We start from the raw sequence: 25305 nt of genomic DNA, 5'->3' as shown, positions 1-25305 counted from the left end.
AACCCAGCCCCGCAATGGCCTGTCAGCGCCGGATGCCGCAGGTGCCGCAGAGTTTCCCGTCCGGGAGCTGGAACTTCAGGCAACACCCCTTGCGGCGTGGAATGGTCAGCGTGGTGCCGTGACGCTCGACGTCTTCCCAGCTCAGGTAACGGGCAATCGGTGAGGGCATCCGTTCGAGCCATCGCTCGGCCTGGGGGCGCCACTCGTGCCCGGGCACCTGCATGAACAGGAGGCTGTACGGGCGGGCGGTGGCCAGTGCCGCACTGCTCCAGAAGCCGCTTTTACTGACCTGCCAGTGTCCCCGGAAAAGGTGTTCCATTATTTCGAGCCACTGAGTCAGCGTTGCGAGCGCGTCATCGGGTAGCTCGATGGGGGACTCCGGCGCGTCCAGGCGAACCCAGTCGCCTGTGTCAGGGTGCCAGCCGATCTGATCGGGGGTGTGAAGCCTGAGCGTCTTTTGGGCCATCCAGAGCACGCAGGCCGGTGCGAGCAGGTCCAGCGACAGGCGTTGCCACAGGACGGTGGCCGCCGTTCGACGATCGGGGGCCCTCATTCGGGCGACAGTCTGATCCAGAAAGCGAGAGGTCAGTGCGGTATCCGCCAACAGCGTTGATGTCACCGGTGCTGACAATGGCGGGTCGGTTGGTGTCTGGCGGTGACCGGAGAGCGCCTTTGCCGGATCACTTCCCGCCAGATCCAGAAGCCGGGCATAGTCGGCCATCAGATCAGGCAGGTCCCACCCCGTCGAAGGGCTGTTGGTAAAGGTGTCAGTGCTCATCGATACCGCGATTTCGGTTCCGGAACAACAGAACCCGGGCCAGTCGCCTGACCCGGGTTCTCTATCCTACAGGGATTGGCTGCCCTGCTCAGTACTCCACGGCGTAGGAAAGCGTGTAGGTCCGGCCGCGGCCTTGGAAGTCGGTGACTTCGGGCAGGCCGTAGAACAGCTTGGCACGCTGGCTCCAGACGGTGGTGTACTGCTTGTCGAAGACGTTGTTGACGCCCAGTGTCAGCTCGCCGGCGGCAAGGCGCTGCGTGGCCTGAAGATCGAAGGTCGTGGGACCGTCGATCTCATTGCCCTGCTCGTCGTCAACGTCAAAGGCATGAGCGCCCTGGAATCGGACGGTGGTCTGATCGTTAGCCCACTGGACATGAGCGGTGGTCTTGGGAAGACTGGCCTCGGTCACGGTCTTCTTCTGCCATTCGCTGTTCCGCTTGACCTCGGAGCGCACGTAGTGAGCGGAGCCCCCTACCTGCCACTGGTCCGTGATTCGCCAGTCCGCACCGGCTTCCAGGCCATAGTCACGAGTCTTGGCGTCGACCACACGAATGGTCAGTTGATCAGTCACTTCCGTTGCCTCGTCAGACCAGGTGTAGTAAGAGGCGACCTGCACGTCCCAGTCGGTCGTGTACTGGCGCCAGCCCAGTTCGACCTGATTGGTCTTAACGGCAGGCAGGTTGTTGTCGTTCAGGTTCAGGAAGTCGGTCAGCACGTATTGACCGTTCATGCCGGTGAGGGCGTAGTTACCCTGGCCGAGCGCCTTGCCCGGGTCCGGGATTTCCATGCCCTGACTGAAGTTACCCCAGACCTGCTGGCTGTCGGTCAGGTCGTAGATGGCACCCGCGTTGAGCAGGCTGACGTTGTAGTCGTTTTTACCGCCCGGAATGGGTTCGGCGGCTGTGCCAATACCGGCGGCAATGTTCACCCGCTGCTGGACCGGCACGAAGGAACCGACTTCAAGACTGGCGCGACGATGGCGGACACCCGCGTCCAGCTTCAGCCGGTCGGTCGCCTGCCATTCAGCCTGGAAGAAGCCGGCGACGCCGTCCACGCGGTACTGCGGATAACGAGGCGTGGTAAACACTTTGTCGTTGACCAACAGGCCGGAGGCCAGCGCCTGGTTGAGATCAAAGATCATCTGGTTGGCGTCAAAGTCCTCGCGGTCGAGATCGACGCCGTAGGTCAGCCTGACGTCGTCAATGTCCTTGACGAGCATGGCCTTGAGGTTGTGCTGCTCGGTGTTCTGCTTGGACGCGCCCTGATACGGCATCTCAGGGATCGGCGTGTCGGGGTCGTCCGCGGTGCGGCCCGGGAAGGGATGGAAACTGACTTCTTCCATGCGGGTGGACGCCTGCAGGTAGGCCGTGTGTCCCAGGAAGTCGGTGTTGCGGTAGGAGGCGTTCAGCAGGTAGCGGTCGCTCTCCGGAGTCCGGTCGGACTGGAAGCCACTGCGGATTTCCGGGTCGTTCAGTTGCGACAGGTTCGGGCCGACGAACAGCCCCTTTTCCCCCTGATACCCCGAGTTGTAATACTGGGCCGTCACATCAAGGCTCTGGCTGTCGGTCAGGTTGAACTGAAGGCTTCCCATCAGGTCGACGCTGCGGTTGTACTGCAGGTCGGTCTGAGTGATGTCTGGCTGGATCTGATCGCCGTTGCCGTCATAGAAACCGCCGTTGTCCTGAACCGCCAAGGCGAGACGACCTTTGACGTCCTCATTGCCGCCGCTGATGGCCTGCCCGGCCCGGAAAACGCGGTCGTCGGTCTTGTTGAAACCGGTGGTGGCGCCCAGTTCGGTCTCGAACTGCGTGTCGCCGGTCTCGCCCTTCTTGGTGATGATGTTGATGATGCCGCCGGTGCTGCCGCCGCCGTAGATCGCGGTCGCACCGGAAAGCACTTCGATACGCTCGATGTTGAACGGATCGATGCTGTCGAACTGGCGGCTCACACCGCGGGAGGAGTTGAGGGACACCCCGTCAATCATCACCAGCACACTGCGTCCGCGCAGGTTTTGGCCGAAGTTGGTGCGGTTCTGGGTGCCCAGGTCCATCCCCGGGATCAGCTTGCCCAGTGTGTCCTTCAGGGTCTGCCCGCTGTCGAACTGGCGTTGCAGTTTCTCGCCTTCGAGTACCCAGACCGTGCCTGGGACTTCGCTGATCTGGGAGGGCGCGCGGTTGCCCACCACCACCAGCTCATCCAGAGCCGTGGTGGATTCCGCGGCCAGGACCGGCAGGGCGGTGGTGCTTGCAAGCCCGGCCGCCGCAACGCGGGTGAGCAGTGAAAGGGGAGTAAGACGCATGATGAAAATCTCCTTAACGTGAGTCACCGTCCGAAAGATTGCGGGACAGTAATACAAATAAAAATGATTATCAAATAGTGTTGCTGGTGGCACCCATCTCTGATTCGTGCCTGGCTGCTTGATGGCTGTCTGTCTGGTGAGTCTCCGTCGGCCTGTCGCTCTCCCTCTGGACGGCTGTCCAGTCCACCATGTTGACGCTCGCTGTGACCGGAAACAGGACCTGATCGGACAGGTGATTGATGATGCGGGCTGAGCGCCAGCACATCAGGCTCATCTGGGGCTCGGCGATGCCGTGGGAATGACGGCCGGCGTTGACCGCGTAGATCCGGCGGTCGATGGGGCCATCCCAGCGGGCCTCGAAGTCCGGGCCGAGCCGGAGCTGTCCGTCGGAATCGGTGTCCAGACGCTGCCGGAGGTCGTCGTCCAGATATGCCGGCAGGCGCGACTCGAAGCCAGTGCAGAGAATGACGCGATCGGCCTCGGAGGACTCCCTGGTGCCGTCCAGCCCGTTGACCGTCTCCAGACGGAAGGGGCGGTCCGCGCTCATGGACTCGACCGTCCGGTCGGGCTGGAGGGACACGGCGGGCGAGCCGCCATCCGCCACATGGTGCTCGTAGAGGCGTTGGTGCAGCGCTTCCAGCGTGACCGGGGAAATGCCGTCGGACGCCAGTTTCTGTTGCGCCACAAGTGTGAGCCGGCGGTCTTCCGGCAGACCGTGGAAGGTGTCCACATACTGGGGGGTGAAGTACTCGTTGGTAAACGGTGTTTCATCCAGTGGTTCGAAGTTGGAGCGCCGCGAGAACCAGGTGATGGCGCGGGGGCGGCCCCAGTCGCCCTGCAACAGGCTCAGTACGACCTCGGCGCCCGACTGACCGCCACCAACAACCGTGACGCGCTGGCCGCTGACGTCCGGCTGGCGCAGGGCCAGTTCCATGTTGTGGAAGCAGTGGTCGCCAGCCGCTGCCTGACAGGCCTCAGGTATATGGGGCGTCTTGCCGGTTCCGAGACACAGGTTGCGGGCGGTGACCGGTTCGGCCTCGCCGGCGAACCGGATCTGGAAGTGGTCACCGTCAAACTGAACCCGCTCCACGGCCCGATTGAAATACAGGTTGTCGAGCCGGCTGGCGACCCATCCCATGTAGTCGGCGAACTCGGCCCGGCTGACCGATGCCATGCCGGTGTTCATGAACGGATAGAAGCGCCCGTGCTGGACGAGGTAGTTGAGGAAGCTGTACGGGCTCCAGGGGGCAACACCGGTCACCAGGTCCTTCAGATAGGATGTCTGCAGCCGCACCCCGGGGAGCATCATGCCGGGATGCCAGCTGAAACGGGGTTTTTGGTCAAAGAAGGCCGTTTTCAGCTCAGGGGCTTCCTGCAACAGGGCCGCGATACTCAGATTGAACGGACCAATGCCCAGTCCGGCAAGATCGAGTGTCTTGGTCATGGTGTCTCTCCTGTTGGCAGCGGCTGTCGTAAGGGGTTGCTCAGTGATTCGCCCAGTTCGGGCAGAGGGCGTTCGGCGTGGTCTTCATACCCGATCCGGAAGCGGACGCGGTTGATGCAGACCCGTTCCAGCGTTGGCCGCAGCAGCGGAAACCGGTCGAAGCGGTCGGCCAGTTCCGGATGATCGGCCTGATAGGCCCGGATACGCTCCGCCAGTAAGCCGTAGAAATGGCGCTCGTGGAATCCGAGGTCGTCCTCCAGCAGTGGCGAAATGAACCGGAGCGTCGTGACGAAATGCCCGGTGATCAGGTCGTGCACCAGATATTCGGGCGGCAGTCGCTTCAGGCTGTCCAGCAAGGAGGTTGACATGCCCGCCGCTTCCGGTATCGGCTGATCCACACAGCGCAGATCGCCGTGGAAGTCCTTGATCGTGACCCGCTCCGGCGCGTTGTCCCGGAGAATCAGCCCCAGGTTCTGACCGTGGGCGACCAGGCCGATGCCATAGGCACACAGCAGGTGGTAGATCGGCAGCGTGACACAGTCGAACAGCCGGGTGAGCCAGGCTTCCGGCGCGAGACCGGAACGCCGGATCAGTGCCGCGATCAGCGAGCGGCCCTGACCGTCGCATTGCATCAGCGTGGCCATCAGCATGGTCCGCTCGTCCTCCCGGGCCTTGCTGGCCATGCTCTCGCGCCATACGGCGCCAAGCATCTCGTGATACCGGTAGGGCGCGCCGTCGACCAGAGACTGCTGAGGGTGCGGTACGTGGCAGCCGGCCAGCTCGCGCTGAACTTCCAGCCCCATCCGGTGCAGCTCCGGATCCTGCCGGCTCTGCTCCCAGAGCCACTGGGACAGCGCGGGCCCCTGGGCAATGGGCTCGGCCGGAATGCCCCGGTAGCAGGACGTGTTGAGAATGGTCAGGGCCAGTTTCAGGTCGCAGTGTTCAGGCGCAGCATCGTTACTGAGCGTGCGCAGGGACTGTTGCGGTCGATACCAATGCCCCCGCACCCCCAGATCCACGAGCTGACCCCGGGCCAGCGGCTCTGCGTACTGGGCCTGCAGTCGGTGATCCCACTGCCAGGGGTGGACGGGGACGAGGGGCCAGTCCCGTCGTTCGCCCAGCTCCTGTTGAATGGCATTGCGTTCACTGTCTGTCAGGCACTGCTCCAGCGGGGCAGTACCGACGTGGGTGCCGGTCAGGGCGGGGTCAACCGCCAGCCAGCGTAGCCGAAAACGGTTACCGCCTTCCGGGCTGTACGCGAGCAGATCGGCCTGCCCCCAGCCCATGCGGCCCCGGTTGGCCAGCGCCTTCGGGTGGCCATCCAGCAGTCCCTCCTGCTCGGCAGCGGGCAGTTCCAGCAGATCCCCGGCGCTCAGTGCCGAGAGGCGTTTCTGCTGGATGCGGTCGCCGGCGAGGGTGTTCTGGAGCTCTTCCAGAAAGTTGGCCAGCACAATGTCGGTCAGGCCCAGTGATGCCTGTGCATCGACTACCAGTTGAGCCGCACTGTCGGCGGGCTTGCCATCACGCGTCAGGCTGTGCGGTTCGATGCGCAGGAAGTCCCAGACGGTCCGGCGGGCCCGGAACCGGTAAAGGTGTCCGCCCAGCGTCAGTTCCCAGCCCTGATCATCGGTCTGCCGGGGAGCCAGGCAGCCCTCGTAATTGGATTCGGCGATGATTTTCGCCATCAGCCGCTGGTTGGTGTGTCTCCAGAGTGATTCTGTGGTCATGGCATTACAGTCGGGCGTTGGTAAAGAACGGGTGCCGGTCCGCAGACACCAGGCGGGCACGCTTGTGAGGGAAGTCGAACGCCTCGTGAATCCGCCAGGTGAGGTTTTCGGCCTGCTTGAGCATCGCTTGGTTGGCCGCGTCCGGTTCGCCGTAGAGCGTGCGCGTGCGCGGGTCGGTCAGGAACAGGTAGTGGGTCAGCGTGTTGATCCAGACCGGCGCCTGCCCCTTGCCGCAGTAACGCTCCTCACCCACCAGCACATGCATGCCCTGGTCGAATGGGCCGGCATTGCAGTAGGGGCCGAGGCGGTCCTCGGGCACGTAGTAGGTCTCGAAGTACCCCACCGGGTCGCCGTCCGCGAGGAGAATCAGCGGAAAGCTGTTGGGATCGGCGCGGCGATCGGCCAGCATCTGATCCAACCGTTCGCGACTGAACGGGTATTCCCAGAAACGCGAGACCCTTGGCAGGTTTTGCCATCGGTGGAAGCGTTCGCCGTCTTCATCGACGCGGGCCTGTCGCAGCTCCAGCACCTGATCGAGACCCGGATGGTAGCGTCGGTACAGGACGCCGTCCGGGAGCGTCGGGCGCCGGGGATGGGGCACCTCACCGGTCTTTGTCCAGATCTCGGGGATCAGGGGCTGCATGTCGTGACTCAGCCACAGCTCCCGCATCTGATAGAACGCCGCACGCTGGAGGCGGGCCGATCCATCGTCGTGATGCTCCCAGGCCGGGTGGGTCAGGGACCAGCGCGCCGCGACCGGTGCTGCCAGCGTCAGGGTGTCCAGTTGGAGGCGAGACAGGAGCACATCGATGAGGGGGTACAGTGCGTCGGTTTCAGGTTCCGTGCCCTCCCAGTTGGTGATCGTCCGGTCCCGCCCTTCGCCGGTCAGGGTCAGTTGCCAGGTCTGTTCAGCGGATTCCAGCAGCGCCTGCCGGCCGTCTTCGGTCAGCCTCAGGCGGGTCTTGTGGTGATCGGTCGTCATGGCTCTCAGGCCTCCGGGTAAAGCGGATTGGTCAGGGGGTGATAGATGGAGAACACATCATCCAGCGTGTTCTCGTTGAGCGCCCGCAGCGTGCAGATGAAGTTGCCCTTGGCGTACAGCTCCGGACTCTCCAGCAGGTAGTGGATAGCCCGGGTGTCGGCGGGTTGCTCGTCGAGACGGGCCAGCAGCCAGTCCCGCAACGTCTGGATCAGCACGTCTTCACTGGTCAGGTGGCCGGCGGCCAGCGACGACATGACGTTGAAGGTGGCGTTGATGAACAGGTAATAGCAGAACAGCCGGATACCAAGATCGTCCGGAAGCAGGTTCTCGCTGTCGTCCGCCAGGCCGCCCAGTTCGTCTCCGAGTCGCTCCAGGGCGACGCTGGTGAAGCCGGTGCCCTGGCAGTCACGGAAATAGAGTGTCTCCGGCCAGACGCCATCGAGACGCAGTACCAGGTTCTGCTGATGGGCGCCGAACAGGATGCCGAAGCGCGATTGAGCTTCCAGCAACGGCCCGACGGCCACGTCCAGGTAACGGCGGAACCAGTCGCGGGTCTGGGTGGCATCCAGACCGGCCTGACGCAGACGCTGAACCAGCCGGGATTCGCCGGAGCGGGGGTCGTCCTGCAGCAGTGTGGCGACCACTTCGGTATTCTCCGCTGTGGTGCCCAGAAACGGGTTGTCACGCCAGACCACGAGCGTCTCGGTGAGAATGTTGCCCTCTCGGCCCCGCAGGCCCGTGGCGACCGGTTCGCGAAGAACGTCGAAGTCTCTCCGGCTTTCAATCCAGCGTCGTACCGGGCCGCTATCCAATACCCGGCACAGTTCGGCGCCACGAACAACTTCCTCTGGTTGGAGGTGACGGACGGAATTGGTCAGCCGAACCGTCAGTGAGAACTTCAGCATCCAGGGGGCGGATTCCGAATAGATGGCGCGAAGAGAGGAGGTGGCCCCCCAATGTGACTGACCGTGGCCCACGTGGATGAGGGTGCCGGCATCCATCATGGCGCGCAGGCTGGCGGACGCCTGCCACTGGTCGTGCTGGAATGGATGGCATGGGATCAGGCAGTGATTGCCGGGCAGGTCCGCCCGCCAGATGGGCGCGTCCGGCTCCGCGTCCAGCAGAGGCTCGATGGCCGCATCCAGATCGGTGCCGTCGGCATGGCGCAGGAAGAGGTGATCGCGATGCACGCTGTACCAGGCGAGTGGAAAGCGGCTGCCATACTCCGGCGCATAGTCTCGCGCCTCACCCGCACTCATGTTGCCCCTGTCCTTTGGGCAGGGATGAATGGAATGCCCGCTGAACAGGGCCTGCTCGGCCTCCATGAAGGACAGTGGCGCCTGGAATAGTTTATCGAACCGGTCAGAGAGGGCGCTGTGGGAAGCGGTGAGATTGCGAATGCTGTTATGCACCCGCTGTTTGATGCTTTCCAGTGCCTCGGGCGAGCCGTCCTTCTGAAGGGCAGGCAGACCCAGGCACCATTCCACCGCATCATTGAAACCAATGGTCCGGCGTTGATCGCCGGTTTCCAGCATCAGTGGCCCGGTCAGAAGGTGTCGCCCGGTCCGTGCGCGGAACCGGCAGGGGACGAGCAGTGATGTGTCCGCACGGCCGGGAATCTCGAAATAGCCCCCCGGAAGTCGGTGCTGGCTGGACACCGTCGTATCGCTCTGGTGATAGTGCGCCACCGGCCATTCCCGGATCAGCGCATTGAAGAAGGCATTCAGCGAAGCGTCGTGGAACATGGGTGACCTCGTGGCGTTCTTTATCAGGGATCGCGAATGGCGTAAACTACGAAAAATAAGAATCATTTTCAAATAGGGTAAAGATGCAAACAAGGCCAGAGTGCATTAACGTTTCGTTATCCCAGCGTGTGACGGATCAACTCGAAGGGCCGGTGGGCCGGGCTTCATGAGGTGGGTCCTGGCGCTTGGAACGGTTGGGCTGATGGGGCTTTACCAGTCGTCACTGATGGTCAGCCTGCCGTGGATGATCGAGCACAGTGGTCTGTCCGCCGGCCTTTGGTCGGTGCTGATGGCGGTCGGGATGATTCTGGTTGTGATCGGAGGGCCGCTGTGGGGGCGTCAGGCAGACCAGCGTGGCGCCGGTCCGATCATGCGGCTGACGCTGGGTCTGGTGGTGGTCGGCTACATGGTATTGGTGCTGGCGCTGATCGGAGGGGGTGCCGGTTGGTGGTTGATCGGCGCCGTGGCCATGGCGCGCCTGCTCCATGGGCTGGGTGCGGGCGGCGTGTTTCCGTCAACCCAGCGGTTCCTCCTGTCCTCCCGTCCGCCGTCGCGCTGGTCCGTTGAGCTGGCGCAGTTGCAGGCGGCGAACCAGATTGGCCGATTGGCGGGGCCGGGGCTGATGGCCGTGGCCAGCCTGCTGAGTGTCCCGTTGGGGCTGTCGGCGATTGCCGTTGCGGGCCTGGCGCTCTGGGTTCTGCAATGGCGGCAGGTGGGCGGAGTGACCGGTGGGGCGGTGCCGTCGACAGAGCCGGTCACGCCGCCGGGCTGGCGACCGGACTGGCCGCTTTATCTGCTGGCACTGATGATCACTACCTGGGTCGGGCTGCTGCAGTTTGTGTTGGGGCCTTACATTCAGCAGCTACTGGCTGTGGATGCGGTCGCGGCGACCCGGATGACCGGGTATTACCTGATGCTCTCATCGGTTGTCGCGCTGGTGGTTGGGCCTCTGGGGCACCGGTGGCTGGCCGGACGGCATGGACTGCTGTCGGGGATCTGGCTGTCGGCGTTGGTCGCCGGGGGGCTGGTTCTCGCGGTGGCAGTGACACCGTTGGGACTGGCCGTGGGCATCGCGCTGGTGGTCAGTGGCCTGGCGCTGGCAACGCCGTGGTATGGCAGCCTGTTACGGGGGCGCTGGCCAGCCGCACAGGGGCAGGTGTCGGGCCGGCTGACCAGCGTTCACACCACCGGTTATGGCATCGGGACGCTGGCGGGCGGCGTCGCCCTGGAGTGGGCGCCGGAACAGGCACTCCTGCCGTTTCTGGTACTCGGGCCGTTGGCACTGGTGTGTTATCTGGCCCACCGTCGACAGGAGGTCAGGCGGGTTCGGCCGCATCGTACAGGCGGGTGATCAGTACCGGCACAGCCGTCTCGACCCGCAGGATGCGGTCGCCGAGGTGCACGGGGTGGCACCCAGCCGCCGTGAGCTTGTCCACCTCGTAGGGGATAAAGCCGCCTTCCGGGCCGATGCACAGCGTCGCGGGGTGTGTCAGGTTCCGTGGGCAGGGCGTGTCGGTGCCCGGGTGGGCAACCAGTCCGGGGCGCTCCTCCAGCAGGCCGGGCAGCTCGTCCTCCACGAACGGCTTGAAGCGACGCCGAATCCGGACGCTTGGCATCACCGTGTCACGGGCCTGCTCCAGACCCAGAACGAGGTTGTCGGTGAGGGCATCCTCTTCCAGCCAGGGAGTCTGCCAGAAGCTCTTGTCCACCTTGTAGGAGTGAATCAGCCAGAGGTCTTTCACTCCGAGCGAGGCCATGGTCTGAAGGACCCGGCGGAACATCTTCGGGCGTGGCATGGCCAGAACAACGGTCAATGGCAATGGGGCGGGCGGCGGTGTGTCGAGGGCCACACGGAGCTCGGCGCGGGTATCATCCAGTGTCGTCACTTCGCCCGTGCCCATGTTGCCGTTCAGCCGTCCGACCGGGATAGTGTCGCCCGTGCGCGCCGAAAGCACCTCGTGCAGGTGGGTCAGTCGTCGTCCCGTCAGCACGGCCCGGTCCGGGGTCACGAAATCCGCGTCACTCAGCAGCGCCAGGTTCATTCCTCGACGTCCTCATCCGGCGTCCGGCGGCGGATCAGTCGGGCGCAAAGGACGCCGGACTCGAACAGTAGCCACATCGGCAGTGCGAGCAACGTCTGGGAAATGATGTCCGGTGGGGTCAGCAGCATGCCGACGATGAAGCAGAAGACAATGACGTAGGGGCGCTTGGCGGAGAGATCCTCCGGTGTGGTGATCCCGGCCAGGACGAGAAGAATCGTGGCGATCGGGATCTCAAACGCCACCCCGAAAGCGAAAAACAGTTTGAGGACAAAATCCAGGTATCGGCTCATGTCCGGCATTTCAGAGATGCCGGCGGGGCCGACGGTCGTGAAAAATCCGAATACCAGCGGAAAAACCACGAAGTAGGCGAATGCCGCCCCGAGGTAGAACAGCACGACTGAGGAGAACAGCAGCGGGAACGCCAGTTTTTTCTCACGCCGGTAGAGACCCGGCGCGATGAAGCTCCAGATCTGGTAGAGCACGTAGGGGATCGCCACGAACAGCGCGAGCATCAGCGCCAGCTTCAGGGGGGCGAAGAAGGGTGCGGCCACGTCCGTGGCGATCATCGTCTGGCCCTCCGGTAACAGCCGGGTCAGCGGATCGGAGAGCAGCGTGTAGAGCGGGTTGGCGAACGGGTAGATGGCGGCAAAACAGAGCAGTACCGCGAGCACCATCTTCAGGAGACGGTTGCGCAGTTCCAGCAGGTGCGCGATCAGCGGCATCTGGCCCTGGTCGTTGGTGTCGGGGTGTTGGTCGGATTGGGACACGGTGTCGTCTGCTGCTGGTGGTTCAGTCGGATGACGGATCGTCGGTATTCGTTCGTTTCGGGTAAGGGGCGTCTTTCGAGACGATCATGTGCTCGTACTGGCGGGCCTCTTCCATGGCGCTGCGCACGTTCTCGCGGACGTCTTCAAGCCCGACATCCCCTTCTTTGCGCAGCTGTTCGCGCAACTCCTCGTCGCGGACCTGGCGGTCCAGCTCTGTGGTGAACTGCCGGACCAGCCGTCGGCTGCGCCCGATCCAGCGCCCGGCAGTACGGGCGGCGCCGGGGAGGCGCTCCGGTCCCAGTACCAAGAGGGCGATCACGGCGCAGATGAGCAGTTCAATGAAGCCGATATCGACCATGGCGCGCCGGTTCAGCGGGGCGTCTTGGTGTCGGAGTCTTCGGGCGAGCGCGTGCGGGCATCGTCCTTTGTCTCGGCCTCATCCAGCGCACGGCGCTCCTCGTCCTGCTGCCGGGCGGGCGAGTCGGACTCTTCGTCGCTCATGGATTTCTTGAACCCACGGATGGCGCCGCCCAGGTCCGTGCCCATGGTGCGCAGTTTTTTGGTGCCGAACAGCAGAACCACGATGCCCAGCACGATCAGTAGTTGCCAGATGCTGATTCCCATGAATGCCTTCCCGGTTGATCGGTGATGGGCCCATTGTACGCCAGACAGCGAAACAGGCGGAAATGCCGGTTACGCTTCGGGCGGTCGCGAGGCCTTTTCCTCCAGACCTGACAGGTCGAATCGCGAAGCCAGCTCATCCAGCACATCGGATGGCCCGAGCCCCAGATGCGAGAGCATCACCAGTGAGTGGAACCACAGGTCGGCGGTTTCACTGATCAGGTGTTCCGTTCGCCCGGTCAGGTCGGCGTCCTTCGCCGCCAGGATGGTTTCGGTGCACTCCTCGCCGACTTTCTCAAGAATCTTGTTCAGCCCTTTGTGGTGAAGGCGGGCCACATAGGACTCGTCCGGGCTGGCCTCCTTTCGCTGCTCCAGCACATCGGCCAGAGCGGCCAGAACCGGATCGTCGCGTCGCTCGGTGGTCATGAACCATTCCCTTTGTCGTCTTGGTAGATGGCGTCCGGGTCCTTCAGAACCGGCTCGGCCTCGATCCACTGCCGGTCCTCAAGGCGCCGGTAGAAGCAGCTGCGGCGGCCGGTGTGGCAGGCAATGTCACCGATCTGGTCGACTTTCAGCAGGATGACGTCGGCATCACAGTCGATGCGGATATCGTGCAGGGTCTGCACATGGCCTGATGATTCCCCCTTGCGCCACAGTTTGCCACGCGATCGCGACCAGTAGATCGCGCGCCCTTCCTCCACGGTCCGCGTCAGCGCCTCGGCGTTCATCCACGCCATCATCAGCACCTCGCCCGTCTCTGCGTCCTGGGCGATGGCGGGGGCCAGTCCCTGGTCGTCCCAGGCGATGGCGTCAATCCAGTTCGTTGAGGTCATGGTCTGCCACCTTTCATCATTGGGCGGGCCTCAGTCTTGGCGGCCGCCGGTGAGAACGAGTCCGCCCGCGGCGGCCAGCAGTGCCCAGCTCGCGACGGGCACGGATTGCATGGCTTCGCGGGCTGTCGGCCAGAATAGCAGGGCGGCCGCCACGAGGCAGCCTGTGGCGAGCCAGCGTCGGCGGCGTGACAGCGGGCGAGCGACGGGTTTGGGGTCTTTGGGCGCCGATGCCTGCCCCTGACCGATCTGGCGCAGCGTGTCGTGAATCAGCTGCGGCATCTCGGGCGATTGTTGAATCCACTCCGGCAGACGTTCGCGCACTTCGCGGACCAGTGAGGCGGGGCCGACCTGCTCTTTCATCCAGCGCTCCAGAAATGGTTGGGCGGTGGCCCACAGGTCCAGATCCGGGTAGAGCTGCCGGCCAAGCCCCTCGACATTGAGCAGCGTCTTCTGGAGCAGGACGAGCTGAGGCTGGACTTCCATATTGAATCGCCGTGCCGTCTGGAACAGCCGCAGCAGGAAGTAGCCGAACGAGATCTCGCTCAGCGGGCGGGCAAAGATGGGCTCGCAGGCTGTGCGGATGGCGGACTCGAACTGGTCCACCCGCGTGTCGGCCGGCACCCAACCGGACTGCACGTGCAGCTCCGCGACTTGGCGGTAGTCCCGCCGGAAAAAGGCCAGCAGGTTACGGGCCAGATAGTTCTGATCCACGGGGGCGAGTGTGCCGACGATGCCGAAGTCCAGTGCGATGTAACGTGGATCCTCGGGATTGGAGGCATCCACGAAAATATTGCCGGGGTGCATGTCGGCGTGGAAAAACCGGTCGCGGAACACCTGCGTGAAGAAGATCTCAACGCCTTTTTCCGCCAGCACCTTCATGTTCACGCCGGCGGCCTTCAGCGCCTCCGTGTCGCCGATCGGGATGCCATGGATGCGCTCCATGACCAGCACCTGTGTGGCGTTGTGATCCCAGTCCACGGCCGGGACATACAGCAGATTGGAATGCTCGAAGTTGCGCCGCAACTGGCTGGCATTGGCCGCCTCGCGCTGCATGTCCAGCTCATCAAAGATGACCTGTTCGTAGTCCTCGACCACTTCCAGCGGTCGCAGGCGTGGTGCCTCTTCCCAGTAGCGAAGCATCAGCCGTGCCATCAGTCGCATCAGACGGATGTCCTGTCGGATGACGGCGTCAATACCTGGCCGGACGACCTTCACCACGACCGACTGCCCGCGGGGCAGTGTCGCGGCATGGACCTGCGCCACCGAGGCGGAGGCGACGGGGGACGTCTCGAAGTCCTGGAACAGCTCATCAATGGGCTGGCCGAAGCTGGCCTCGATGATGTCACGGGCCTGCTCACCGGGGAACGGCGGAACACGGTCCTGCAGTCGGCTCAGGGAGTCGGCGAGGTCGTCGGGCAGCAGGTCCCGGCGTGTCGACAGCAGTTGACCAAACTTGATGAAGATCGGGCCCAGGGCCTCCAGCGCCAGTCGCAACCGCTCTGCCCGGTCTTTGCTGGACCGGGGGAAGAACCGCCATGGCCCGAGTCGCACGAGCAGGCGGGCCGGCAACGGCAGGGACTGAACCGGGAAGAAGGTGTCCAGCCGGTAACGGCAGATGACCCAGAGAATGCGCAGGCTTCGGTGCAGATGGCTCACGACGACTCCCCGTCAGATGACGCCAGGCGCTGGATGCGGGCCTCCAGGCGGTCGGTGCGGAGCGCCATCTGGTCGATGTCCTCAAACGTGGCGGACAGCTCACGACGACCGGGCAGTGCCCGGGTCTCCTCATGAAGATACTCTTCCAGGCTGGCGGTGATTGAGGCCATGGCCTGACGCTGCCAGCGCAAAGCGCTTCGGACCCGCTGGCCCAGGAAATGGGCGGGCAGTTCCCCGATTCGCTCGGCCAGTGCCGCCTCCCAGTCCGGATCGAGTTGCAGCAGAGCCCGTTGCAGGGCATGGGCCTGCCCCACGTCGCCATCGACCGTCAGGCGCCCGTCGGAGAACACGGCATCGTCGCCCAGCGCGAGGGTGACAAACGCCATGGGGCCGCCGGACAGTGTCAGGCTGGCGTCTTCGGCTGGCTGGCTGCCGACGCCGATCCGGTCTCCGGAGCGGGTGAGGGTGACCGTGATTCCGATGGTGTTGACCGTGACGGTGACCGGTCCGCTCAACGCCGCGAGAAGCGCCCGGCGACCGGCTGGGTCCAGCGCCAGCGCCCGGTTGAGGGCGGTTTCGGCGGCGGAAAGCAGAGTGGGGCCGGGAAACATCAGGGTTTGACTCCGGCGTGCAGTGCAACGATGCCGCCCGTCATGTTGTGGTATTTGGTGTTCGCGAGACCGGCGTTGTCCATCATACGCTTGAGCGTGTCCTGATCCGGGTGCATGCGAATGGATTCAGCGAGGTACTGATAGCTGTCCGAATCGCCCGCGATGAGCTGACCCATGAACGGCAGGGCGTTGAACGAGTATAGGTCATAGGCCCGGCTCAGCAGCGGATTGGTCGGCTTGGAGAACTCCAGGATCAGCAGCTTGCCGCCGGGGCGCAACACCCGGGTCATCTCCCGCAGCGCCTGGTCCTTGTCCGTCACGTTACGCAGCCCGAAGGCGATGCTGACGACACTGAAATGGTTATCCGGGAAGGGCAGATGCTCGGCATCCGCCTGCACATAGTCGATATTCCCGACATACCCGCGATCGGTCAGTCGGGTGCGGCCGACCTCCAGCATGGAGGCGTTGATGTCGGCGAGAAACACCCGCCCCTCGGGGCCGACCAGATCCGAGAACTTCATGGTCAGATCGCCCGTGCCACCGGCGATGTCCAGCACCTGCTGCCCGGGGCGGACGCCACTCAGCTCAATGGTGAAGCGCTTCCAGAGCCGGTGGATGCCCATCGACATGAGGTCATTCATCAGGTCGTACTTGCCGGCGACGGAATGGAAAACGCCAGCCACCTGTCCCGCTTTTTCCCGGCGACTCACCTGTCGATACCCGAAGTGGGTGCTTTCCTCGTTCCCGGGAGCCGGGTTCTGCTGGTCGGTCATGGTCTGTCCTGTTGGGGAATTCTCCAGTCACGTATTCTAATGGTCGTGACGCTGGCGACAAGCGGCGGCACCGCAAAACGTGGATTTGCAGTCATGGGCGATTGTCTTAGAATCGCCTTGAGAATTGAGTGTCGTCGGACGCTCCCCATCGAAACCGTTCCCAGAGAGTGTGCATGTCCACCATCGATATCAACCGAAGTCATTCCCTGGATCACGATCACGCCCGCGAAGCGGCGGAAAGCCTCGCCAGGGACCTGTCCCGCCAGTTCGACGTCGGTTATCACTGGGAAGGGGATGTGCTGCGTTTCGAGCGCAAGGGCGTTAAAGGCCAGCTGAATGTGCTGCCGGACGCCCTGAAACTGCATCTGGAACTGGGCCTGATGCTCCGTCCGTTCCGCAGTCGCATTGAGGCGGAAATTCACAATCAGTTGGATCAGCTCACCGGCGAAGCCTGAGGCAACTTGGTTTGTCGGGCTGACGCAGGAAGCCCAACAAACCCAATCCAGCTGTGGCCGGGCGCTCTCCCTCCCTCTTGCGTTGGTCTTCCTGCGTCAGCCTAACTTACCGGAGCGCCAACCTGCCGGTTTACGCCTGCACGGCGGTCGGTACCGACTCCAGCGACGGAATCCAGGACTTGGAATCCAGCGTAATGAAGTGGCTTGGCGCCTGCGTTTCGATGATGCGCATGGTGGTCGGGCTCTGGCGGGCACTGTCGAGCATGGCGCCTCGGTCCAGAATGCGGTCCACTTGGGGAATCAGGAAGGTGCCGTGGCGGATGTTCTGGTAAAGGTCGGTGTTGTTACGTTCCATCCAGGCCATCAGGTTCTCCAGATTCCGCACGATCGTCAGGTGATCCTGCGTCGCGGAGAAGAGGTGGCTCAGGAGCTGCTTTTTGCGCGGGTTCATGCGACCGAAGAAGGTCTGGCCGTATGTGGACGCGGGGGCGCTGTTGATCAGGCGGATCAGCCAGGGCCACATACCGTGGCTGACCGGCTCGAGCAGCATGGTCACCAGCGGGTGGAGACGCCCCTGTGGCAATACCGGCGCTTCCAGGACCACTTCAACGTTGTCGTACAGATCCGGCCACTGCCGGACCCCTTCGAGGATGACGGCGCCACCGCGGGAATGGCCGTGGACGCGAACACGCTGCGTCGTTGGCAGGTTCGCCAGAGCCTGGTTCAGCATGGCCGCATCGTACTCGATGGTGGCTTCCAGGTGTTTGATGGGTACTTCCCACGGCGCTTTCTCCGGCGTGATGCCGTTGACCGGGATGTGGTAGTTGCTGCAGGTGAGCAGGATCAGTTCGGTTGAGGGATCGTCATAGGCCTGGGTGAAATAGCAGTGGTTCTCCAGAAACCCATGGACGCCGATGACGGTCTGCTCCGCCTCGCTACTGTGGTTACGCACCGAAACGGCGCCGCGCCCGACTTTATAGACCCGCCCGGAGAACATTTCCGAGTAGGCCCGGTCGATCGGCTTGATCAGCTTTCTGACGTCGCTGGCTTTCATGATGCGTCTCCCATCAGGGTGTGGCCGGCTCGATTTTTATTGTGCCGACTGATCTGTTCCACCGTTCTATCGTTATTCCTGGCTCCCGGTATTGGCTTGAGTGACACGGTCCTTACTGTCAAAAGTAACACTGAGTTTCGTGTTCGGGAAATCAGCGGCTTAGCGACTCCGCGCGGAGCGCACCTGTCACTGTGTCCCAAAATGACCGGTGTTTGTCATAACTCACTGATTTGATTCTATGGCGCCGTGAGTGGTTCCGGGTAATTTTTTGTAATCCCCCGGTCGTGTGGAGCACCCCCGGGTTGTCTGGCACAATGCCCGGTCGGTCCGGATCATCGGCAGACCCCGCCACGAAGGAGCTACGCCGCGATGCCGGGAAACGATCACCCCAGTAGAGGACGGGAATGTCGAGCCACGCGGACGCCACCATGCTGTCGCCGGTAGACGCCGCCTGGCTTGCAATGGACCGGCCCGGACACTCGGCCACAATCACTGCCCTGCTGCGGGTTGAGGGGCTGACACCCGCCTGTTTTCGCCGTTTCCTGGAAAATCATTGGCTTGGCCGGCATCGTTTCCGGGAAATGCCGGTCCGCCATGGTGCCACCTGGCGCTGGGAGCGGGATCCCACCTTCTCGCTTCGTCATCATGCCCATATCATCATGACGCCATTCAGCGAGCAAGCGTTGCAGGATTGGGTGAGTGCACGCCTGAACGAGCCCCTTCCGGACTATCGACCGCGCTGGTGCTTCTGGTTCCTGCCTCAGGCTGAAGGGGGAGCGGCGCTGGTGCTCAGGATCCATCACTGTTACGCCGACGGCCTGTCCCTCATCCAGTTGTTTGAGTCCCTGACCACCCGATTGCCGGATCATCCCACCCCGCCACCGCCTCTGGATCAGACCGATCGCGCGGCGCGTCGCTGCCTGGATGCCGGCTGGCAGTGGCTGCAGGACCGTATCCAGCTGAGTGAAACCCAGCGCCTGCAGGCCGCCCACCCCAGCCGGGCCGCAGCAGGTCAGTTGGCTCAGACCGGCCTGCGCCTGGTCAATGAGCTGAGCCAGTACCTGCTCGCACCGGAGGATTCGGAAAGCGCTTTGCGACCGGACCTTCTGGGCCGGCGCGCGTGCCGCTGGTCGGAGTCCATTTCCCTCCAGCAATTCCGGGATCTGGCCGAAGCCACCGGCTGCACGATCAACGACGTGCTGTTGTCCTGTGTGGCCAGTGCGGTGCGGCGTCACCTGGTCCGGCACGATGGGGATGTGGATCTCGAGGAAGCGCTGTTGCATGCCGCCGTGCCGGTCGATATCCGTGGTCTGTTGCCCGAGGAGGCTCGTCCGGGAAAGGGGGAACTGGGTAACCTGTTTGGCACCGTCTTTGTGCCCCTGCCCGTGGATGCCGATCGGCCTCTGGAGCGGCTCTATCGCATCAAGCACGAAACCCGGCGGCTCAAACAGTCCTGGCAACCCGGTATTTCCTGGGGGCTGATGTGTTCTGCCGGGCTCCTGCCAAAGGGGGGGCAGCAGCCACTCTCCGATCTGTTTGCCCGTAAGGCCAGCGCCGTGGTCTCAAATGTGGCCGGAACCCGGGAGACCCGCTATCTCGCCGGTTGCCGGGTGACGGATCAGATGTTCTGGGTCCCCCAGGCCGGTGACATCGGTCTCGGCGTCAGCATCGTCAGCTATGCCGGCCGGGTGCGGTTCGGCGTGGTGGCCGACGAAGCCGTACTTGCCGAGCCCATGCCCTTCCTGAACGACTGTGTTGCGGCGCTCAATAACCGCCATTGATCCGCTCGAAACGCCCATATCATTTCCGGATTCGTCACACTACACTGCCAGTAGACAGTGACGGTTCAGGAGGTGGTGATGAGCGATTTCCGGACGGAAAAGGACAGTCTGGGGGAGGTCGAGGTACCCGCCGATGCCCTTTGGGGCGCGCAGACCCAGCGCGCCGTGGATAATTTTCCGGTCAGCGGGCGTCCCATGCCCAGGCCGTTCATTGAGGCGGTCGTCCGGGTCAAGCGGGCGGCGGCCAACGCCAATCACAAGCTTCACCTGCTCGGTCGTGAGGAGCGCGACGCCATCGTGCATGCCTGCGACCAGCTTCTGGAGGGTGAGCATGCCGATCAGTTCCCTGTCGATGTCTACCAGACCGGGTCGGGCACGAGCACCAACATGAACGTCAACGAGGTGATTGCCCGGTTGGCGTCGCGGGAGGTGGAGGGCATCAATCCCAACGACCACGTCAATATGAGCCAGAGCTCCAACGACGTGATCCCGACGGCGATCCACGTGAGCGCCGTCATGGCAATACAGACCCGGCTGCTACCGGCGCTGACGCATCTTCAGGGCGTCATCTATGAGCGGGAAGCCGAGTTCAACGAGACGGTCAAGACCGGGCGGACGCACCTGATGGATGCCATGCCCGTTACCGTCGGGCAGGAGCTTCAGACCTGGCGCGAGCAGTTGGTGACCACCGTCCATCGGCTGGATCAGGCCTGCAATGATCTGCTTCTGGTGCCACAGGGGGGGACGGCTGTTGGTACCGGCGTGAATGCGCATGAGAAGTTTGCCGAGAAGTTTGCCGCTGCGCTCAGCGAACACAGTGGCTTCAAGTTCAAACCGCTGCCGCATCCATTCACCGGCCAGAGTGCCGTTGACGCACCGGTGCATTTCTCGGGTCAGCTGCGTGGCCTGGCCGTGGTGCTGATGAAGATCTCGAACGACCTGCGGTGGATGAACAGCGGCCCCATCCACGGGCTGTCGGAAATCAGTCTGCCGGCGCTGCAGCCGGGATCCAGCATTATGCCCGCGAAAGTGAACCCGGTGATTCCGGAATCCTCGGCGATGGTGTGCGCGCAGGTCATGGGGCTTGATAGCGCGGTGGCAATGGCCGGGCAGTCCGGCAACTTCCAGCTCAATGTCATGCTGCCTCTGGTCGGGGCCAACCTGATGGAAATGACGTCGCTTCTGGCCAATGCCTCGCGCATGCTGGCGGACAAGGCCATTCGGGGCTTTACAGTCAACGACCGGCATCTGGCCGAAGCCGTGGACCGTAATCCGGTGCTGGTGACCGCGCTTAACCCGGAGATTGGCTATGCCCGTGCCGCGGAAATCGCGAAAGAAGCCTATGCCAGTGGCCGTCCGATCATCGATGTGGCTGACGAGCGAACGGACCTGACCCGGGAGCAACTCGAAGGCATTCTCAGTCCCATCAAGCTGACGCGGGGTGGGCTCGGCTGATGCCCCTGAGGTGCCATGATCCTGACCCTGCTGCTTATCCTGTTGGCCGCTAACGGCGCGCCGGTCCTGCTCCGGAGCCTGATCGGGCGGCGGGGCGCCTCTCCAGTGGATGGGGGGCGGCTGGCCTGGGACGGTCGCCCCTGGCTGGGCGCGAGCAAGACCTGGCGCGGCCTTCTGGCCGGTATTCTGCTGGCGGCGGTGGTGGCGTGGCTGCTGGGTCCGGGAGCCCTGTTTGGTGCCGTTCTGGGGGGGCTGGCCATGGCGGGCGATCTGTTCAGCAGTTTCGTCAAGCGACGACTGGGAAAGGCGTCCAGTGACCGGGTGACGGGCCTTGATCAGATCCCCGAATCCCTGTTGCCGGCACTCGCCGCCGGTGTCTGGCTGGCGCTGGCGGTCTGGCAGGTGCTGGCCGTGGTCCTGCTGTTCATGCTGGCGGACATGGTGGGGTCACCGTTGCTCTACCGGCTGGGCCTGCGGCGTCACCCTCACTGAGGCCCTCGCGTCAGGGTGTGGAGAGTCACTTCCGGCGGGCAGTTCAGGCGCACGTTGACCACGGAGGTCCCGGAGCCGGCCGAGGTGTACCCCTGCATGCCCGCATGGCGCCAGGCGCCTTTCCCGACGTGGCGGGGGCAGTCGGCGTCCAGCGTCAGCGGGAATCCGCCGGGCAGGCAGATCTGACCGCCATGGGTGTGCCCACAGAGGTAGATGTCGTAACCGGCATGTGCCGCCGCACGCCAGATTTCCGGCGTGTGGCTGAGGAGGATGGAGGCGGCGCTGGCCGGGATGCCATCCGCAGCCTGCTCAAGATTGTCGACCTTGTAGAAGTGCGGGTCATCGACGCCGGCAATGTAGAGGCTGTCGCCATTGCGGTCGATGCGATGGTGTTCGTTCAGCAGCACCCGATACCCCTGATCCTCCAGGCCAGGCACCATCCGAATACTGTCGTGATTGCCCAGAATGGCCAGCGGTTCGTCCTTGAGGACTGCCCGGAGCCGTTCCATGCCGGCGAGCGCACCGTGAATCGGCCCCCATGTCAGTTTGCGGTAGTCGCCGGTGAGGACGCAGAGATCGTAGTCCAGTTCGGCGACCGTCTGAATCAGGGTCTCCAGTGCCGCCTCGTCCATTTCCACATGCAGGTCCGTCAAGTGCAGGATCCGGAAGCCCTCAAATGACGCCGGCAGGTGGGGGAGCGTAAAGCGATGCGTCTGAAGGGTCAGGGCGCGGGCATTGCGTTGCCCCCGGCCCCACAGGCCTGTGACACTGAGGCAGAAACGCACCAGGCCGTGCAGTGAGTACCAGTTTTCGACGTGACAGAAGTGCCCCTCCCGGTCCCTGAGGCGGGCCTCGAAGGCCTGTTCAATGCCCAGTCGCTGACGGGCATGCTCGGAGCCCAGTCGCAGGCTGAGGCGGTAGTCGAGCCGCTCATCCTCGGCGGCAGAGCCGGTGCCGTCCGGTGTCTCAATGCGGGCCGTCATTGGGGAACTCCGGGTCGAAACTGACAATCAGTATGGCTGGCGAGCTGGGCGCTCGCCAATGATCGCGGTTGGAAAACCGGCGCCAGCGCGACAGAATAGGGTTCTACTCGTTACAGGAGCGCATCATGAGTCAGTCCTGCGATATTCCCGGAACCACTGTGCCCCGGGACCGGTTTCCCCTGCCGGATTCCGATCTGGCGACCGAATCCGGGGCCACCGAAGAGCGGCTCGTTCTGGCCGGTGGCTGTTTCTGGTGTGTTGAGGCGCTGTACCAGGCCGTGGAGGGCGTAAAAGCCGTGACCTCGGGGTACGCGGGTGGCAGCGCCGAGACCGCCAACTACAAGGCCGTCTGTACCGGCAATACCGATCACGCCGAGGCGGTGGAGGTGCGCTACGACCCGTCTGTTACCTCCTTTGGCGAGCTGCTGCGCCTGTTTTTCTCCGTGGCCCACGACCCCACGCAGCTCAACCGGCAGGGACATGACACGGGGCCCCAGTACCGCTCCGCGATCTTCTATGAGTCCGAGGCTCAGGAGGTCATTGCGCGTGCCTACATCCACAAGCTTGATGGGGCCGGGGTGTTCCGCGCGCCGATTGTCACCAGTCTGGAGCCCCTCACCGGCTTCTATCCGGCGGAGGATTACCATCAGGATTTCGCCGCCCGTAATCCGCATCAGCCATACGTTATGGCCGTCGCCGGGCCAAAGCTGGACAAGCTTCGCGATCATTTCGGTGATCGCATGAAGAGTGATCATCAGGGCGAGGACTGAGCATTTGCGTCCTGGCCAGTGCTGACCTAAAAGTGGTCGACCATTGGAGCGTTTACCGGATGCCGACAGGCAGTGACAATCGGCAGTAAACCCATTGTATGCCCGTGCCGTACGGATTCGGTAAACGGTTCTGTTCGGAGGTTCTTTTCCCATGAGCACATCGAAAACCGGTTACGATCTGACCCCGTTGACGCCCGACGCGGTTGAAAAGCAGGCGGCTGACCTCAGCCCCCAGGAACGCCGTATTCTGCTCGACCACGGTACCGAGCCTCCGTTCTGCGGCAATCTGCTGGATAACAAGGAGGTCGGGGTTTATCATTGCCGCCTGTGTGATCTGCCGTTGTTCCGGTCCAATGACAAGTTCGATTCGGGGACAGGGTGGCCGAGTTTTTTCGCCCCCTTCGATCCCGATCACATCCGTTATCTGGACGATCACAGCCTGGGGATGACCCGCACCGAAATCCGGTGCCCACGTTGCGATAGCCACTTGGGGCATGTGTTTCCCGATGGCCCGGAGCCCTCCGGTGAACGCTACTGCCTGAACTCGGTGGCTATGCGGTTTGAAAAGCAGTAGTGGCCCTAGTGTCCCGTCTGATTAATTCGTTGATCGACTGCGCACCGCTGACGCCTCTGGCCAAGGCGCCAGCCCGCCGGTGTGGTGGTTCCACATCAAGGGGTGGCAACGCAGGTCCAGAGGCGTCAGCGGTGCGCCCTCCGGGAGCGCCTGAACGCCTTGATAGCGGTGTTGCGGCAGCTCGATTTGGAACCACCAAACCGTCGCTACCGCGCCTTGCTCTCAAAGCGTTCAGGGGCTCAGTCGATCAGCGAATTAATCAGACGGGACACTAGGAGCCTGCGCGGTAGAAAGTCGCACCGCTGCGACCGCCCCACTGCGGTCCCTTTTGAGCGCTCATTGTCGTTACATAGAACCACTATGCGCCTCAAATGACCGTCAAAAGGGCCTCGCAGTGGGACGATCTCGCCTGGCACGATTTCTAACGCGCAGACTCCTGGGCGGTTGCCGTCGCCAATGCCGGGGCCGGGAAGACTCTCCTGTCTCGGTTTGCCATGACAGATGTCCGGGGTCAGTCGCGTATAATGTAGGTAGCGACGTATTCCGTCGGCATCAAACAGGGTAAGCAGGGCGTAATGAATCGGCTGGCAATGACTCCTCTCGTCGAATCCGCGACGGTGGCGCGCCGCGTGGGTGTTTTGGTTGGCTCGATCCTGGTGACGGCCTTCTATTCCGTCCTGGTGTTGATCCGGGCCGTAAGCGGTCGTCTGCATCGGGAGCAGGTCGACCGCTACGTGCGCGAGTGGTCGGCTCACCTGCTGCGCCTGGTGCGCGTCAAACTGACCGTCAGCGGCGACGTGCCGGATTTTGACGACGGCCGCCGGTACCTCATCCTGTGCAGTCACGCCAGTCATTACGACATCCCCATCAGTTTTGTGGCGCTGCCGGGGTCCATTCGGATGCTGGCCAAGAAGGAACTCTTCGCCATTCCCCTGCTTGGCCCGGCCATGAAGGCGGCTGAGTTTCCGGCGATTGACCGCAGCAACCATGACAATGCGCTGGCGGATCTGCGCCGGGCGCGGGCAATGATGGAGAGTGGCATTGTTCTGTGGGCAGCGCCGGAAGGCACACGCTCGAAAGACGGAACGTTGTGCGGATTCAAAAAAGGCTGTTTTCATCTGGCGTTGGACACGGACGCGGTCATTGTCCCGGTGGCGATCCGTGGCAATCATCATGTGCTGCCAGCGCGGACCTGGCAGATCAATCTGGGCCAGCCCGTGGCGCTGGAAGTCGCCCCGACGATTGATGCCTCGGCCTACAGTCGCGATCAGTTGCCGCAATTGATGGACGATGTCCGGCAGAGGATTGCCGAGCGATTGACCTGAGGTTATCGCCACCTACGACCAATGTCCGAGGGTGAAATCGGCGGTCGGATGGTACCGATAGTGATTGGCCGGTATCCCGTCGCCAGATGGGGCCGAGGGCCGGAGAAGTGTTGAGGTAACGGTCTGCAACGGCGCGGG

24 protein-coding genes and 1 pseudogene are annotated in these 25305 nt (G+C 63.3%); 8 read left to right on the top strand and 17 right to left on the bottom strand.

Annotated features, from left to right (window positions below):
• Positions 1 to 22 precede the first annotated feature (22 nt).
• From C8D92_RS10945 to C8D92_RS10920, 6 genes are all read right to left on the bottom strand, one after another.
• Positions 23 to 778: a (2Fe-2S)-binding protein gene (locus tag C8D92_RS10945; RefSeq protein ID WP_243402426.1), complete on the bottom strand. Its 756-nt coding sequence runs from the start codon at positions 776 to 778 to the stop codon at positions 23 to 25.
• An 88-nt stretch (positions 779 to 866) separates the two neighbouring features.
• A complete protein-coding gene (locus C8D92_RS10940) occupies positions 867 to 3077 on the bottom strand; it encodes a TonB-dependent receptor (RefSeq protein WP_116919382.1) in 2211 nt (736 codons plus the stop codon).
• A gap of 70 nt (positions 3078 to 3147) precedes the next feature.
• Positions 3148 to 4521, bottom strand: a complete 1374-nt coding sequence (locus C8D92_RS10935) for a lysine N(6)-hydroxylase/L-ornithine N(5)-oxygenase family protein (RefSeq protein ID WP_116919381.1) — start codon at positions 4519 to 4521, stop codon at positions 3148 to 3150.
• Positions 4518 to 6248, bottom strand: coding sequence for an IucA/IucC family protein (locus C8D92_RS10930; protein WP_116919380.1), 1731 nt, complete (start codon positions 6246 to 6248; stop codon positions 4518 to 4520). The genes C8D92_RS10935 and C8D92_RS10930 overlap by 4 nt, the downstream gene beginning before the upstream one ends.
• Positions 6249 to 6252: 4 nt before the next feature.
• Entirely contained in the window at positions 6253 to 7230 is a 978-nt protein-coding gene (locus tag C8D92_RS10925; RefSeq protein ID WP_116919379.1) for a GNAT family N-acetyltransferase, read from the bottom strand.
• Positions 7231 to 7235: 5 nt separating this feature from the next.
• Complete coding sequence (locus C8D92_RS10920; RefSeq protein WP_165819269.1) at positions 7236 to 8975, bottom strand: IucA/IucC family protein; 1740 nt, start codon at positions 8973 to 8975, stop codon at positions 7236 to 7238.
• Between the two features lie 166 nt (positions 8976 to 9141).
• On the opposite strand from C8D92_RS10920, the gene C8D92_RS10915 reads away from it, so the two are divergent.
• Complete coding sequence (locus tag C8D92_RS10915; RefSeq protein ID WP_116919377.1) at positions 9142 to 10326, top strand: MFS transporter; 1185 nt, start codon at positions 9142 to 9144, stop codon at positions 10324 to 10326.
• Here the strand turns inward: C8D92_RS10915 and C8D92_RS10910 are convergent.
• The 9 genes and pseudogenes from C8D92_RS10910 to ubiE form a co-directional block, all read right to left on the bottom strand.
• A complete protein-coding gene (locus tag C8D92_RS10910; RefSeq protein ID WP_116919376.1) occupies positions 10292 to 11017 on the bottom strand; it encodes a 16S rRNA (uracil(1498)-N(3))-methyltransferase in 726 nt (241 codons plus the stop codon). The genes C8D92_RS10915 and C8D92_RS10910 overlap by 35 nt on opposite strands.
• A complete protein-coding gene (tatC, locus tag C8D92_RS10905; RefSeq protein ID WP_095611592.1) occupies positions 11014 to 11739 on the bottom strand; it encodes a twin-arginine translocase subunit TatC in 726 nt (241 codons plus the stop codon). The genes C8D92_RS10910 and tatC overlap by 4 nt, the downstream gene beginning before the upstream one ends.
• A gap of 123 nt (positions 11740 to 11862) precedes the next feature.
• Positions 11863 to 12142: pseudogene (gene tatB / locus C8D92_RS10900) on the bottom strand (Sec-independent protein translocase protein TatB); the annotation flags it as partial.
• An 11-nt stretch (positions 12143 to 12153) separates the two neighbouring features.
• Positions 12154 to 12408, bottom strand: a complete 255-nt coding sequence (locus C8D92_RS10895) for a Sec-independent protein translocase subunit TatA (protein WP_116919375.1) — start codon at positions 12406 to 12408, stop codon at positions 12154 to 12156.
• 69 nt (positions 12409 to 12477) lie between these two features.
• Positions 12478 to 12831 (bottom strand): phosphoribosyl-ATP diphosphatase, encoded by a 354-nt coding sequence (locus C8D92_RS10890; protein ID WP_095611580.1) that lies wholly within the window; start codon positions 12829 to 12831, stop codon positions 12478 to 12480.
• Positions 12828 to 13238: a phosphoribosyl-AMP cyclohydrolase gene (hisI, locus tag C8D92_RS10885; protein WP_095611581.1), complete on the bottom strand. Its 411-nt coding sequence runs from the start codon at positions 13236 to 13238 to the stop codon at positions 12828 to 12830. Before hisI ends, C8D92_RS10890 begins: the two co-directional genes overlap by 4 nt.
• A gap of 30 nt (positions 13239 to 13268) precedes the next feature.
• Positions 13269 to 14894, bottom strand: a complete 1626-nt coding sequence (gene ubiB, locus C8D92_RS10880; RefSeq protein WP_116919374.1) for a ubiquinone biosynthesis regulatory protein kinase UbiB — start codon at positions 14892 to 14894, stop codon at positions 13269 to 13271.
• Positions 14891 to 15505, bottom strand: coding sequence for a ubiquinone biosynthesis accessory factor UbiJ (locus C8D92_RS10875; RefSeq protein WP_116919373.1), 615 nt, complete (start codon positions 15503 to 15505; stop codon positions 14891 to 14893). The genes ubiB and C8D92_RS10875 overlap by 4 nt, the downstream gene beginning before the upstream one ends.
• On the bottom strand, positions 15505 to 16278 hold the full coding sequence (gene ubiE / locus C8D92_RS10870; protein ID WP_095611584.1) for a bifunctional demethylmenaquinone methyltransferase/2-methoxy-6-polyprenyl-1,4-benzoquinol methylase UbiE: 774 nt from the start codon (positions 16276 to 16278) through the stop codon (positions 15505 to 15507). Before ubiE ends, C8D92_RS10875 begins: the two co-directional genes overlap by 1 nt.
• A 173-nt stretch (positions 16279 to 16451) precedes the next feature.
• On the opposite strand from ubiE, the gene C8D92_RS10865 reads away from it, so the two are divergent.
• A complete protein-coding gene (locus C8D92_RS10865; RefSeq protein ID WP_095611585.1) occupies positions 16452 to 16733 on the top strand; it encodes a polyhydroxyalkanoic acid system family protein in 282 nt (93 codons plus the stop codon).
• A 130-nt stretch (positions 16734 to 16863) separates the two neighbouring features.
• On the opposite strand, the gene C8D92_RS10860 is transcribed toward C8D92_RS10865, so the two are convergent.
• Positions 16864 to 17787 (bottom strand): alpha/beta hydrolase, encoded by a 924-nt coding sequence (locus tag C8D92_RS10860; protein ID WP_095611586.1) that lies wholly within the window; start codon positions 17785 to 17787, stop codon positions 16864 to 16866.
• 404 nt (positions 17788 to 18191) lie between these two features.
• Between C8D92_RS10860 and C8D92_RS10855 the strand changes: the two genes are divergently transcribed.
• The 3 genes from C8D92_RS10855 (at position 18192) to C8D92_RS10845 (ending at position 21515) form a co-directional block, all read left to right on the top strand.
• Positions 18192 to 19568 (top strand): WS/DGAT domain-containing protein, encoded by a 1377-nt coding sequence (locus C8D92_RS10855; RefSeq protein WP_116919372.1) that lies wholly within the window; start codon positions 18192 to 18194, stop codon positions 19566 to 19568.
• 78 nt (positions 19569 to 19646) lie between these two features.
• The gene (locus C8D92_RS10850) at positions 19647 to 21023 is read left to right on the top strand and encodes a class II fumarate hydratase (protein WP_116919371.1); all 1377 of its coding nucleotides are present in this window, start codon (positions 19647 to 19649) and stop codon (positions 21021 to 21023) included.
• 15 nt (positions 21024 to 21038) lie between these two features.
• A complete protein-coding gene (locus tag C8D92_RS10845; protein ID WP_116919370.1) occupies positions 21039 to 21515 on the top strand; it encodes a CDP-archaeol synthase in 477 nt (158 codons plus the stop codon).
• Here the strand turns inward: C8D92_RS10845 and C8D92_RS10840 are convergent.
• Complete coding sequence (locus tag C8D92_RS10840) at positions 21509 to 22498, bottom strand: metallophosphoesterase (protein WP_116919369.1); 990 nt, start codon at positions 22496 to 22498, stop codon at positions 21509 to 21511. The genes C8D92_RS10845 and C8D92_RS10840 overlap by 7 nt on opposite strands.
• A gap of 125 nt (positions 22499 to 22623) precedes the next feature.
• Between C8D92_RS10840 and msrA the strand changes: the two genes are divergently transcribed.
• From msrA to C8D92_RS10825, 3 genes are all read left to right on the top strand, one after another.
• Positions 22624 to 23268, top strand: a complete 645-nt coding sequence (gene msrA, locus C8D92_RS10835) for a peptide-methionine (S)-S-oxide reductase MsrA (protein ID WP_116919368.1) — start codon at positions 22624 to 22626, stop codon at positions 23266 to 23268.
• Between the two features lie 151 nt (positions 23269 to 23419).
• A complete protein-coding gene (gene msrB / locus C8D92_RS10830) occupies positions 23420 to 23842 on the top strand; it encodes a peptide-methionine (R)-S-oxide reductase MsrB (RefSeq protein WP_116919367.1) in 423 nt (140 codons plus the stop codon).
• A gap of 575 nt (positions 23843 to 24417) precedes the next feature.
• The gene (locus C8D92_RS10825) at positions 24418 to 25167 is read left to right on the top strand and encodes a lysophospholipid acyltransferase family protein (RefSeq protein WP_095612186.1); all 750 of its coding nucleotides are present in this window, start codon (positions 24418 to 24420) and stop codon (positions 25165 to 25167) included.
• The last annotated feature ends 138 nt before the right edge of the window (positions 25168 to 25305 follow it).

The organism is Tamilnaduibacter salinus (assembly GCF_003096655.1).
Lineage (GTDB): Bacteria > Pseudomonadota > Gammaproteobacteria > Pseudomonadales > Oleiphilaceae > Tamilnaduibacter > Tamilnaduibacter salinus.
The sequence above is the reverse complement of the archived record's forward strand: the minus strand, read 5'-3'. Positions and strand labels throughout refer to the sequence as shown.